Raw genomic sequence first — 12888 nt, 5'->3', positions numbered from 1 at the left:
CCCAAAGGGGAAAACTGAGTCACAAGAGTGTTTCCCTCCTTTGAAGGGATTAAGGTAGGCGTTACAGCATTTTCTTTCTATATTAAAATTATTCTCAAAAAAAAAATAATTGAAACTTCGACAAGCTCAGTTTGACATATAAAAAACAATTGATAGTATACATGTCAGTCTAGCCTGTCGAAGACTATTTTATTTACAACATTTTCTGTTGTTTCTTATAGAAGGAATCGGCTTGTAATTTCATTAAATCCCGTGCCATTTTTTGTTTGTAAGCATACATTTCTTCTTCAGTAGCAATACCTTCGTAGACTTTCTTACTGATTTCAATATCTGCCTGTAGCATTTTTTCTCTTTGCTGCACTTGTTGTTTTACCCAAGTTTTAACAGCGGTCTCTTCATCTTCTAATTTAAAATCATATTCACCTTTTGGTGCAATTAATTTTGCAAATATTGGCGAAGTTTCAATGGCTAAAAATAATAAGAAAATAAAGAAAGAAGGTAGCCAAGGCAATTTGCCTAAAGCATTTATTCTTGCCATTAAGCCATCAAAATTTGCAATAATTGGTTGTGTTTTAGTTTCTGTTAATTTTTGATTTTCTATAAGATTGGCAATTGCTAATTCTTTGTTCTTTACTTTTTCTGAATTTTCTTTCTTTAGCTGATTTAATGCGAGTAAAGCAACATCATGTTTTTCTCTTTTTTCTTTATAAACAGATCCTTTGCCCAATAATTTTGTTCCTTTTCTGCCTTCAGCTTCTGCAATGTAAGTTTCGTATAAAGTATTGGTTTCGGTTTCTTTTACATGAACTTCGTTTTTTAAATTTGAAATTTCTGAATTTATTTTTGCAATTTCTGGTGAAAATTGTTGTGCGATTTGCGTTTTATTATCTAGGGTCATTTGATTTTTCTCCGTTAACAAAACCTGATTGATTTCTTTCTCAAACAATTTTAATTCTAAAGGTTTTGAAATGACAATGGCAATAATTACTGCGAGTGCAATTCTTGGTGAGGCTTGTAAAAATTCTTTCCATTTAGAATCTTGTTTTTTGATGGTTGAGACGATAAACCTGTCTAAATTAAAAATCAATAATCCCCAAATAAGACCAAAGAAAATAGCTATAAATACATTGTCGAAAACGGTATAAAGTGCATAACTACCTGCTATTGTTGCCATAATTGCTGTAAAAAAAACGGTTGCACCAATACCAACATATTTGTTTTGTTCGCCATCAGAACATTTATTGATGATGTTTTTATCAACTCCTGAACAGGTAATAAAGAATTTTTTGAGCATAATTTCTTTTTTTAGGATAAAAAGACAACTTTTTTTGAATTTTTTTTCTGATTGTCGTAAACCATCAACGCTAGAAAAACAGATTTATTTTAATTTTCGGGGAGTTTTAGTCTGTAACAAAGTTTGTGAGATGTCGTCTACTTTATATAATCAATTAAACGAAACACCATGAAATATTTACAAACTGTACCTGTATTAGAAAGAGGAATTTTAACTTCATCTTATAAACAAGAAATTAGAAACAACATACAATTAGAGAAAACGAAGTCTATTTCTAGAATCAAATCTTTAATTACAAATCATCAAGGAAGAATAGAAAGTCAAACCGGAGTTATTTTAAGAGTTTCTCTTTTTGCGATTGCAATTATAATGTTTTCGTTTTAAGAATTAATTTTAAAGATATAAAAAGACCTCACAGGTTTTTAAAACCTGTGAGGTCTGGAAAATAGCATTATTAAATTAGTGAAACTCAATTTTTAAAAGTTGCGAAGCAATGAATTAAAAATTGCTAGCTGAACTAATCCCGCTTTTTTTTAGCGGGATCTAAGGGTTTTATTCCCCGACGCTGTGCGTCGAAATAAAAAATAAATTTCTACTTGATACCTCGTACCCTTGGGGCGAGGTTTTTCATTACATAAGTTGCCCGTTTAAATTAGATGTTAGCTTACAAACAAGGTTGCGTGAGCGATAGAAATGGCATCCTTTTTAAATTTTATTACATATGCCATCTGTTTTGAATCATAAGGTTGCCATATCAAGTAGGAAAGGCAAAATTCACAATGACGAATTTAAAAAGATATAATGAATAGCGCGGTTTTTGATTTTTCTCAAAAACATGCCAAAAAAAAAATCCACCTTAAAAAAGATGGATTTTATATATAAGTAGTTTGAGGTTTTAACTCAACGCTTTTTTAATTCTCTTAATAGCTTCTCTAATTTGTAATTCTGAAGCTGCGTAAGATAAACGAATACAATTGGGTGTTCCAAAAGCATCACCTGTAACCGTTGCAACATTTGCTTTTTCTAGTAAGAATAAAGAAAAATCACTCGCGTTTTCAATTTTTACTCCGTTAATTGTTTTTCCGAAGAAAGCAGAAATGTCTGGAAATACATAAAAAGCGCCTTCAGGAACATTTATTTTAAATCCGTCTATTTCTCTTAACAAATTAATGATGATATCTCTACGAGTTTTAAACTCGTCTACCATGTATTGTATTTTAGAAACGGGCGCTAAAACGGCCGTAATTGCTGCTCTTTGTGCAATACAATTTGTACCAGAAGTAACTTGACCTTGCATTTTTGTACATGCTTTCGCAATCCATTCTGGTGCACCGAGATAACCAACTCTCCAACCTGTCATCGCAAATGCTTTTGCCAAACCGTTTACGGTAATGGTTCTGTCGTACATACTTTCAATTGCGGCAAAACTAAAGGGTTTTGCATCATAATTGATATGTTCATAGATTTCATCTGATAAGATAAAAATCTTTGGATATTTTTCTAAAACTGCTGCCAATGCTCTGTATTCTGCTTCACTATAAATAGTTCCACTAGGATTGTTTGGCGAGTTAAAGAAAATCATTTTTGTTTTAGGCGTAATAGAAGCTTCTAATTGTGCTGGCGTGATTTTAAAATCATTCTCTATAGCAGATGGAATTTCTACATAGGTTGCTTCACTTAAAATAGCAATGGCAGCATAACTTACCCAATACGGCGCTGGCAATAAAACTTCATCACCAGGATTTAACAGTACTTGCGCAACATTCGCAATAGATTGTTTTGCACCCGTAGAAACCACAATTTGATTGGGTTTGTAGACCAAATCATTATCACGTTTAAACTTGGTACAAATCGCTTCTTTTAATGCTACATAGCCGTCTACTGGTGTGTATGAATTGTAATTTTGATTGATTGCTTCTATAGCAGCATCTTTGATAAAATCTGGTGTGTTAAAATCGGGTTCTCCCAAGCTTAAACCAATAATATCTTTTCCTTCTGCTCTTAATTCTCTTGCTTTAGCAGCCATTGCTAAAGTTTGAGATACAGGTAAACTGTTAATTCTGTCCGATAATGGGTGTGTCATTTTGCTGTTCGTTGTAGTTGTTGTTATGCCAATTCAGGATTTTTCCCTAAAACACCTAAATGTCTAAAATGCGCTACAACAGCTCTACTCATAGTTTTGTATTCGTTGTAAGGCAAGTTGAATTCAATAGCTGTTTCTTTTACAATTTTAGCTAATTTATTATAATGCACATGAGAAATATGAGGAAAAATATGATGTTCAACTTGATGATTTAAACCTCCTGTATAAAAGTTTACCAACCAATTGGTAGGTGCAAAGTTAGAGGTTGTGTATAATTGGTGGACTGCCCAAGTGTGTTCTAAATTACCATCTTTATCTGGAACTGGCATTTCTGTATTTGGTACAATGTGTGCCAACTGAAAAACCAAACTTAAAATCATACCTGCCGTGTAGTGCATTACAAAGAATCCAAGCAATACTTTCCACCAAGCAACGTCTAAAACTAGCAATGGCAACACAATCCAAAGTGCATAATAGATTACTTTAGAAACTACCAATTTGGTCCATTCTACTTTAGGATTCGGGAATTTACCGTAGGATAACTTACGTTTTAAATAATTGTGCATTTGCTTTATATCTGTAGTAATTGCCCAATTAATCGTTAATAAACCATATAGAAAAATCGAATAATATTTTTGAATTTTATGAATTTTTAACCACTCAGAATGCACAGAGAAACGAATAATTCTTCCAGCATCGATATCTTCATCATGATCTTTTACGTTGGTAAAAGTATGGTGTAAGACGTTGTGTTGCACTTTCCAGTTGTATACATTTCCGGCAAGAATATAAATACTACTTCCCATTAATTTATTTACCCATTTCTTACTAGAAAAAGATTCATGATTACTGTCATGCATTACATTCATACCAACACCAGCCATTCCAATTCCGGTAACTACCATTAAAAGAATCATTAGCCATTGTGGCATAGAGACCGTTAATACTAATATAAAAGGAACTAAAAATAAAGAAAACATGACAATTGCTTTTGTATACAATTTCCAGTTTCCTGTTCTTTTAATATTGTTTTCTTTAAAATAACTATTTACTCTTTTATTTAGAGTTCTAAAGAACTTTGCTTTGTCTACTCTTGAGAAATTTATTGTTTTCATTTAGTGTTTACATATTGATTTGGCAAAAATAATGCTTTTGAAATTGCTTTTTATGATAAACGTCAGTTTTTGTTAAGAATTGTTCCAATACAAATAACTATTTTTGCATTTCAAACCTTATATAAATGGATATTATTCAAAAATATTTTAAAGATTTATCAGCCACTCAAACCCAACAGTTTGCTAAACTTCAAGAACTGTACCAAGACTGGAATCTAAAAATAAATGTTGTTTCTAGAAAAGATATTGATGAATTGTATCTACGCCATGTATTACATTCTTTAGGAATTGCCAAAGTAATGCCTTTTAAACCCGGTTCTAAAATACTAGATGTTGGCACGGGTGGAGGTTTTCCTGGAATTCCGTTAGCGATTCTATTTCCTGAAACACAATTCCATTTGGTAGATTCTATCGGGAAAAAGATAAAAGTAGTAAATGAAGTTGCTGAAGGTTTGAGATTAGAAAATATAAAAACCACTCATGGTAGAGTAGAAGAGGTAAAAGATACCTACGATTTTATTGTAAGCAGAGCTGTAGCCGAGATGGAAACTTTTGTACGTTGGACAAAAGGGAGAATCAATAAAAAGCAAAACCACGATTTAAAAAACGGTATTCTCTATTTAAAAGGTGGCGATTTGTCTGAAGAATTAAAATTGTATACTTCTGCTACCATCTATGATTTAGCGGACTACTTTGAGGAGGATTTCTATAAAACCAAAAAAGTGGTGCATTTAGGAATGAAGTATAAAGGGTAAGGTTATTGTATTGGAGAAGTTGTGGTTTTTAATCACTAAAATTAGTAAATGAAACATAAGTCAAGAAAACCCCAGAGTTTTTTTTATAATGAAACTATAACTATCAATTTTGTCTACACTGTTTTTGTAGTTGTAATTTTATATTTTTGATTTGCAATTATAAATTTTTCAACCATTATTCGTAATAAGTACTGTCCATCCAATATTGTTTGATAAAGAGGTTCTTTATAATATGAATATATTTGATTGTTATTTATTAAATGATCCATGTGATATACAGAAAACATTTTTTTTCTAAAACTAATTATTTTTATTTTAAGTAATTTTTTATGGAAAAGTGTATTGATTTCTTCAAATCCTATTTCTGAATTGTTAAACCTAGAACCTTTAGTTCCTTCACCTGCTCTCGAAAAAGTAATATCCAATTTAGATTCATCATCAAATAACATAATTAATCTATCTCCTTTTGATAAGGTTATATCTTCATTACTGGAGTTAAAAGAAATATAAATATATCCATTTTGATTTACTAAAGTAAAACCCAAAAAATCATTTATAGATTTTGATTTGTCAAGATATAGTTTAAAATATTCAGTATTTTCATTTGCTAATTTTGTAACCTTAATTGTTTTACAGTTAGTAAATTCATCTTCTAAATAACTTACTTCTGTTTTATTTAATCTAAGTAGATTTTGTTCAAATATTTTTTGATAAAGTAAATTTGTATCCTTTATTTTTTTGATTTTTACAAGTTCCTGATTTAAACGTATAGAATTATTATTATTGATTAAATAAGAATTCACTTTCCCTCCAAACGGAAAGTTTATATGTAATGTTCCGCTTCCGTGAATTTCAGAACCTAAACTGAAGATAGTTTGGTTAGCTTTAAAATATTCTCCTGCTTTGATATAGACTTTGATCATTTTGAATTGATCAGATTCTGGAATAGGAATATCTAAAAGTTTTGTAAAACTGTTTTCGGTTAATCTTATTACTTGAGAATCAAAATTTTGATATTGATTAGATTTATCTTTAATTATTTTCTCGGTTTTTTGATATCCAATTAAGTTTCTTCTGAAAAATTTAAAGATTTTCATATGGGTTTTTATTATTGCCAATATACAAATATGTATCGTTTCATTTACTTATATTCAGCGTAAGCGAAGTTATATCTTTTAGTTTTAGAAATAAACCAAACTAAAACATAGAAGAAGTTATTTTTCCTCTTTACTTGATCCACAATAAAAACTGTTTTTCGATTTTTACTTTTCAGCTCTCGTAGCATCATTCCAGGTATCTGTTCTAAAAGAAGATGCAGGCAACAGCGCGCCATTATAAAGCGTGCCATTGATCCAGTTTTTCCAGGCATATCGAACCGCAATTGGGTTTGGTACTTTAGTACTTGTAACCAATACATTTTTTCGATTTACAATTTTAGCTACTGCTGGATAAAAAACTTTATCATCTCCGGCAATTTCAAATCCAGACAATCCGTCATAAGAATACAAGCCTTTCTTGTTGTTTTTAAACTTTAGTAAAATGCTGTTGTCTTTTATTTCTAAGGAAGTATAAACAGGAGAAGCATAACTTATAGAAGTGTAACCATAGGTTTTATGCAAGGCATTCAATAACAATCTGTCTGCAACTTCTTTCTTTTTTGGTGGATGAATAGATTCTTTATCTCCAATATCCATGGTAATTGCAATCCCTGAATTTGGAATTAGATCTAGACATTGTAGTTGAGCTTCGCGGATAAAAGCAGTATTCTCAACTTTTTGGAAAACCTCATTATTTCCATATAAATAAGGCGCAATTTGAACATAAAAAAAAGGAAAACCACCAATTTCCCAACGCTTACGCCAATCTTTTACCATGGCAGGAAAGAATTTTTTGTACTTTTCTGGTTGCATGCGATTAGATTCCCCTTGATACCAAAGCATTCCTTTGATGGTGTACGGAATTAAGGGATGTATCATTCCGTTAAACAATGCCGTGGGAATGCTATTTGTTCTTTTTTTGAGATCTCTATTTTCTAGATTCACTTTTTGATACGTGCTAATTGCCTCTTTACTCATCCAAGCTTCTACAGAGCTTCCGCCCCAAGAAGTGTGTATTAAACCTACAGGGCAATCTAAAATTTCTTGAAGTTGTTGACCGAAAAAATAGGCGATAGCACTAAATTCTGAAACATTCTTTGGAGAAGCTTGTTGCCAAGGTGTATATTTTTTAAGATCTTTTTGAGGTGTTTTTGATCCAACTCGGTTTACTGTAAAAAGGCGTAGATTAAAATTATTAGACCTTGCAATGGGTAAAGCGGTATCAAAGGTTGGTTGCCCACCATACCCCATCATAGATTGTTGCATATTTGATTGACCCGAGCACAACCACACTTCACCAAATAAAATATTCTCTAATGTAATACCTGAAGTTTTACTCGTAATTTCTATAGATTGCGCATTTTTACTATTGGTTGTGTTCACTTCAATACGCCAATTACCATTTTTGTCTGCTCTAATTTTAAAAGTTTTTTTTAACCATGAAGTGTTAATGGTAATTTTCTCTTCTGGATCTGCCCAACCCCAAAGTACAACTTCGGTATTGCGCTGTAAAACCATGTTCGATGAAACAATAGCAGGAAGTTTAATGGCTGCATCTATGGTTTCTATAAACATTAAAAAAAATACTATTCCTAAAAATTTAAACGTGATTTTTTTCATTTTATAAGCGTTTTATAAATGTTGATGAAGGCTTTATTTTGAGTGACTTAACTTAAAATAACGCTACAATATAAAAAAAAGAAATTACATGGTTGTAATTCCTTTTTATGCATCATTTTCTTATTTATAAATATACTGAAATCTTTAAAAAATAGAAGAAGCTGTTTTGGTGGTAAACTTTTCTAAAAACAACATTCCTTTGTAAGAATTTCCTTTTTTATTTAATTTCGGACTCCAAACGGCAATACAATATTTATCTGGGTGAATGGCAACAATACCACCACCAACACCACTTTTTCCTGGCAATCCTACGCGGAAGGCAAACTCGCCAGATTCGTCATAAAAGCCACAGGTAAGCATAATGGCATTCACTCTTTTTGCTTGCGCCATGGTTAAGATACGATCTCCTTTATGGTTTCTAAAGTTATCATCTGTTAAAAAAAGAAATATTTGTGAGAGTTCTTTACAACTCATTTCTAAGGAACAAATATGAAAGTAAAAATCTAATACTTCGTCTACATTGTTTTTAATATTGTCAAAAGACTTTATAAAATTACACAAAGCAACATTTCTAAAACCCGTTTTTTTCTCTGATTTCGCTACTTTCTCAGAATAATGTAAGGTAGTATTATTAGAAATATCTCTACAAAAACTTAAAAAATTTTCTTTCGGACTTTTAAGATGACTAATTAAAATATCACAAACTACAATGGCACCTGCATTTATAAAGGGGTTTCTTGGTTTTCCACAATCTGATTCTAATTGTAAAAGTGAGTTAAAAGGATTTCCAGAAGGTTCTACATCAATTCTTTCCCATAATTTTTCACCTTCTAATTTATATGCGAGTGTTAAGCATAAAATTTTAGAAATACTTTGAATTGAAAATTTATCTTTATAATTCCCAATTCCGAAAGATTTTGTATCAATGGTTGTAATGTTTATGCCAAAATTATCAGCAGAAATAGAACCCAATTCAGGGATATAATTAGCTACTTTACCAGTATCTTCTATTGATTTTAAATCTGAATATATTTCTTCAATAATTCTTTGGTAGTTTTCCATTTCTTATCAATTTTATAAGCGAAGTTAACTTTTTATAAAGAAAAAAGGAACTACATTGTTGTAATTCCTTTTTTGATATTTATGAGATTCCTCAATCGCTTAAAAAAAAGCTCATTTCGGAATGACAATCATTATTTTTATAACTATTTTACAAAGCTTCTACAAATAAACCATCGTCAGTTTTAGAAACTTTAGCTACTTCTTTCTTTGTTAAACCTTTCATGGTTTTGTCCCATTTTTTGTTCGACAAACCAGACTGTGCTTTTAATTCGTTTAAATCTATTTTTTCTGCTTTTGTAATAATGGTAAGTAAATCTTTCTCCTCAACAGTGAGTGCTACATCTGCAGCGATTCGCTGCTCTGGTCTCATTTGCGGAAAAAATAACACTTCTTGTATCGATTGATTGTTGGTTAAAAACATAATCAAACGATCCATTCCAATGCCCATTCCAGAGGTTGGTGGCATTCCGTATTCTAAAGCGCGTAAGAAATCTTCATCTATAAACTCCGTCGCTTCATCATCACCTTTTTTAGCTAATTTTAATTGATGTTCAAAACGCTCACGTTGATCTATAGGATCGTTTAGTTCAGAATACGCATTCGCAATTTCTTTACCACAAACCATCAATTCAAAACGCTCTGTCAATTCAGGATTCTCTCTGTGTTCTTTACAAAGCGGACTCATTTCTTTCGGGTAATCGGTAATAAAAGTTGGTTGAATGTAATTTCCTTCACATTTTTCACCAAAAATTTCATCAATTAATTTTCCTTTCCCCATGGTTTCATCAACCTCGATGTGCATCGATTTTGCGGCTGTTCTAATTTCATCTTCTGTTTTTCCAGTAATGTCAAAACCAGTAAAATGTTTAATAGCATCTGCCATAGTTACTCTTGCATACGGTGCTTTAAAGTCTATTATATGTTCACCAAAAGTAGCTTCCGAAGTTCCGTTTACAGCAATGGCACAATGTTCTAGTAACTGCTCGCAGAAATCCATCATCCAATTGTAATCTTTGTAAGAAACATAGATTTCCATCGCTGTAAATTCTGGATTATGCGTTCTGTCCATTCCTTCATTTCTAAAGTTTTTCGAGAATTCATACACACCATCAAAACCACCAACAATCAATCTTTTTAAATACAATTCGTTTGCAATTCTCATGTACAAAGGAATGTCTAAAGAATTGTGATGCGTTATAAAAGGTCTTGCGGCAGCGCCACCAGGAATGGGTTGCAAAACTGGTGTTTCTACTTCAAAATACCCAGCGTCATTAAAAAAAGAACGCATCGCATTAAACAACTTTGTACGTTTTATAAATACTTCTTTTACATGCGGATTCACCACCAAATCTGCATACCGTTGTCTATAACGCATTTCAGGATCGGTAAACGCATCATAGGTAACACCATCTTTCACTTTTGGAATGGGCAGTGGTTTCAATGCTTTAGAAAGCATTTTAAAATTTTTCACCATTACTGTCTTTTCACCAACTTGTGTCGTAAAAAGTGTTCCTTCAATACCTACAAAATCACCTAAGTCTAATAATTTCTTAAAGACGTTATTGTATAAAGATTTGTCTTCACCAGTACAAATTTCATCACGATTAAAATACAACTGTATTCTACCTTCACCATCTTGTAATTGTCCAAAAGAAGCTTTTCCTTGAATATTAATCACCATTAAACGACCCGCAATAATTACGGGTTTCCCTTCTTCGTAATTTTCCCTTATTTCCTTCGAATTAGAATTCACAGGATATAAATCTGCCGGATACGGATTAATACCTAATTCACGTAATTTTACGAGTTTTTCTCTACGTACAACTTCTTGTTCTGATAATTGCATTCTTTGTCTCTATTTTCTAGTAAATATTAAAGGTGGCAAAGATACAATCTTTAGAGAAGTTGGCAATTGCAGATTTCAATAAAATAACTATAAGTTATTGTGGAAATCATAAAACGTTGTATATTTGCCCGCTACTTTTTGTTGAAGTAGCATTTAGTTGTGTTGTTTGGCACTTTAGAAAAAGTGTCGTGGTTTTGTTAACCAATGGAAAGCTTCCCTTAAATGGGACGCTTTTTTTTTACCCCGAATTTATTTTAGGGGCTATCAAATTTATTTCAATATAATTTTTTGAAGCTAATTCCTGCTTTCAGCACTCGCTTTTTTTGCTGAAATAGCAAAAAAGAGCTCAAACAAATGCTTCAATCAGGGCTAAACCTGTTTGCCAGCTTTCAGTTTTAATCAGTAAAATTATGTTTTATAAAAAAGATTAGAACAAGATTTACTGCTTTGTTTCATTAAATTTTACGATATTTAGTCTAAATAACCATATTATGGATGATAAAATAAGAAAAAGATTAGATGTTATGAAGTCTGTTTTAGTAAAAATGGAAGATATTAAAAACACACAACAAAGTTTAGTGCAAAAAATTGGGCAAGTCGAAGTCTCGCTTTTTGACATCAAATCTGAAACGTTAGATGTTGAGCTAGCAAAAGTTATGAATAACGCAAGTAAATCTTTCGACATTATAAAAGATGCGATTGAAGCGTTTGAAATGAAGAGAAATAGAATTGAGAATGAAGCTTAATTTTTAACTAAAAAAGCCTTCCTTATATTCCCAAAACTTCATCACGAATAAAACCACAAAAACCACCGCAACAGAAAACTCAATTGTTGCAGAGGCTAGTAACCCTATAAAAGAACCAAAAGAAGCTTTTATAGCTCTTTTTTTGTCTTTGCTATTGTACATCAATTCACCTATAAATGCTCCCAGAAAAGCGCCAATTAAAATTCCAAACGGAATGGGAGTAAACAAACCAATAACTAAACCAATAGTAGTTCCATAAACACCATATTTACTACCGCCAAAGCGTTTTGTGCCAATGGCAGGAATCACATAATCTAGTATTAAAATAACAAGGGCAACTCCTAAAGTAATTCCTAGAAAAGTCCAATTCATAGGTATTATAGAAGTAAAATGTAGTACCAATAAGCCAACCCAACCTGTTAAAGTACCCGGTAAAACAGGCAAAACAGCACCAATTATTCCAAGAATAACGAGTAAGAAGCCAAGAATTAATAAGAAAATATCCATAGTTTTTTTAGGTTTCGACTCAGCTGAACCAGACAATTTAATTTATATCAAAGCAAAAATACAAAACCTTTATGAAATAAATTTATAACTAAAAAATTAGTTTAAACTAATTTTTTAGTTATATTTGTATTGTTAAACTAAAATATTAGTTGAAAATTATGAGCAAACAATTAACAAAAGCAGAAGAACAAATAATGCATGTTCTGTGGGGTTTACAAGAAGCTTCTGTAAAAGAAGTAATTGATCAATTACCTGCACCAAAACCTGCATATAATACGGTTTCTACAATTATTAGAATTTTAGAAACCAAAGAATTTGTAGGACATAAAGCAGTGGGCAGAGGTTTTTTATACCATCCCATGATAGAAAAAGAAACTTACAGCAATCAACGTTTACACAAATTGATGAATGGTTATTTTGATGGCTCTTTTAAAAGTATGGTTTCCTTTTTTGTAAAAGAAAATAAAATGGATGTTTCAGAATTGGAGTCAATTCTTAAGGAAGTGAATAAGAAAGAGTAGGCAGTATTCAGTTGGCAGTCTTCGGTAACTGTCAGTTCGAGACCCGAGAAAAAATTTTTATCAAGCGTTAGGAGTGATGTTAAATAAATGATTGTAAATGTCTGTTCGAGACCCGAGAAAAATTTTTATCAAGCGGTTGGAATGACGTAATGTCTCCTCGAGCATTACTGAAATGAAAATACATTTTCATTGAAAGTAGCTAGCGAAGCTATCGAGAGGTTTTAATGAGGTCTCGACTGCGC

Annotated in this window: 13 protein-coding genes; 5 read left to right on the top strand and 8 right to left on the bottom strand. The window is 31.7% G+C overall.

The window, feature by feature from the left end; all coding sequences use genetic code 11:
• Nucleotides 1-193: 193 nt before the first annotated feature.
• On the bottom strand, nucleotides 194-1294 hold the full coding sequence (locus Q0998_RS12115; RefSeq protein ID WP_299670234.1) for a DUF4407 domain-containing protein: 1101 nt from the start codon (nucleotides 1292-1294) through the stop codon (nucleotides 194-196).
• Nucleotides 1295-1462: 168 nt separating this feature from the next.
• On the opposite strand from Q0998_RS12115, the gene Q0998_RS12110 reads away from it, so the two are divergent.
• The gene (locus Q0998_RS12110) at nucleotides 1463-1678 is read left to right on the top strand and encodes a hypothetical protein (protein ID WP_299670233.1); all 216 of its coding nucleotides are present in this window, start codon (nucleotides 1463-1465) and stop codon (nucleotides 1676-1678) included.
• Between the two features lie 511 nt (nucleotides 1679-2189).
• Here the strand turns inward: Q0998_RS12110 and Q0998_RS12105 are convergent.
• Together Q0998_RS12105 and Q0998_RS12100 are read right to left on the bottom strand one after the other, a co-directional pair.
• Entirely contained in the window at nucleotides 2190-3377 is a 1188-nt protein-coding gene (locus Q0998_RS12105) for a pyridoxal phosphate-dependent aminotransferase (protein ID WP_299670232.1), read from the bottom strand.
• 23 nt (nucleotides 3378-3400) lie between these two features.
• Nucleotides 3401-4492 (bottom strand): acyl-CoA desaturase, encoded by a 1092-nt coding sequence (locus Q0998_RS12100; protein ID WP_299670231.1) that lies wholly within the window; start codon nucleotides 4490-4492, stop codon nucleotides 3401-3403.
• A 125-nt stretch (nucleotides 4493-4617) separates the two neighbouring features.
• Here Q0998_RS12100 and rsmG point away from each other — a divergent pair, with 125 nt between their 5' ends.
• Nucleotides 4618-5247 carry a 16S rRNA (guanine(527)-N(7))-methyltransferase RsmG gene (rsmG, locus tag Q0998_RS12095; protein WP_299670230.1) on the top strand — a complete coding sequence of 210 codons (630 nt, stop codon included), beginning with the start codon at nucleotides 4618-4620 and terminating at the stop codon, nucleotides 5245-5247.
• 113 nt (nucleotides 5248-5360) lie between these two features.
• On the opposite strand, the gene Q0998_RS12090 is transcribed toward rsmG, so the two are convergent.
• The 4 genes from Q0998_RS12090 to lysS form a co-directional block, all read right to left on the bottom strand.
• Entirely contained in the window at nucleotides 5361-6344 is a 984-nt protein-coding gene (locus tag Q0998_RS12090; RefSeq protein ID WP_299670229.1) for a hypothetical protein, read from the bottom strand.
• Nucleotides 6345-6509: 165 nt separating this feature from the next.
• Nucleotides 6510-7964 (bottom strand): sialate O-acetylesterase, encoded by a 1455-nt coding sequence (locus Q0998_RS12085; protein WP_299670228.1) that lies wholly within the window; start codon nucleotides 7962-7964, stop codon nucleotides 6510-6512.
• Between the two features lie 144 nt (nucleotides 7965-8108).
• Nucleotides 8109-9026 (bottom strand): glutaminase, encoded by a 918-nt coding sequence (locus Q0998_RS12080; RefSeq protein WP_299670227.1) that lies wholly within the window; start codon nucleotides 9024-9026, stop codon nucleotides 8109-8111.
• Between the two features lie 148 nt (nucleotides 9027-9174).
• Nucleotides 9175-10872 (bottom strand): lysine--tRNA ligase, encoded by a 1698-nt coding sequence (gene lysS, locus Q0998_RS12075; RefSeq protein ID WP_299670226.1) that lies wholly within the window; start codon nucleotides 10870-10872, stop codon nucleotides 9175-9177.
• 32 nt (nucleotides 10873-10904) lie between these two features.
• Here lysS and Q0998_RS12070 point away from each other — a divergent pair, with 32 nt between their 5' ends.
• Both Q0998_RS12070 and Q0998_RS12065 read left to right on the top strand, forming a co-directional pair.
• Nucleotides 10905-11156, top strand: a complete 252-nt coding sequence (locus Q0998_RS12070; RefSeq protein WP_299670225.1) for a hypothetical protein — start codon at nucleotides 10905-10907, stop codon at nucleotides 11154-11156.
• A 207-nt stretch (nucleotides 11157-11363) separates the two neighbouring features.
• Nucleotides 11364-11618: a hypothetical protein gene (locus tag Q0998_RS12065; RefSeq protein ID WP_299670224.1), complete on the top strand. Its 255-nt coding sequence runs from the start codon at nucleotides 11364-11366 to the stop codon at nucleotides 11616-11618.
• A 3-nt stretch (nucleotides 11619-11621) separates the two neighbouring features.
• Here Q0998_RS12065 and Q0998_RS12060 read toward each other — a convergent pair whose 3' ends face one another.
• A complete protein-coding gene (locus Q0998_RS12060) occupies nucleotides 11622-12125 on the bottom strand; it encodes a DUF456 domain-containing protein (RefSeq protein ID WP_299670223.1) in 504 nt (167 codons plus the stop codon).
• Between the two features lie 158 nt (nucleotides 12126-12283).
• On the opposite strand from Q0998_RS12060, the gene Q0998_RS12055 reads away from it, so the two are divergent.
• Entirely contained in the window at nucleotides 12284-12646 is a 363-nt protein-coding gene (locus Q0998_RS12055) for a BlaI/MecI/CopY family transcriptional regulator (protein WP_299670222.1), read from the top strand.
• Nucleotides 12647-12888 lie beyond the last annotated feature (242 nt).

Source organism: uncultured Polaribacter sp. (assembly GCF_947501385.1).
Lineage (GTDB): Bacteria > Bacteroidota > Bacteroidia > Flavobacteriales > Flavobacteriaceae > Polaribacter.
Note: the sequence above shows the minus strand (reverse complement) of the source record. Positions and strands in the feature narration are given on the sequence as shown.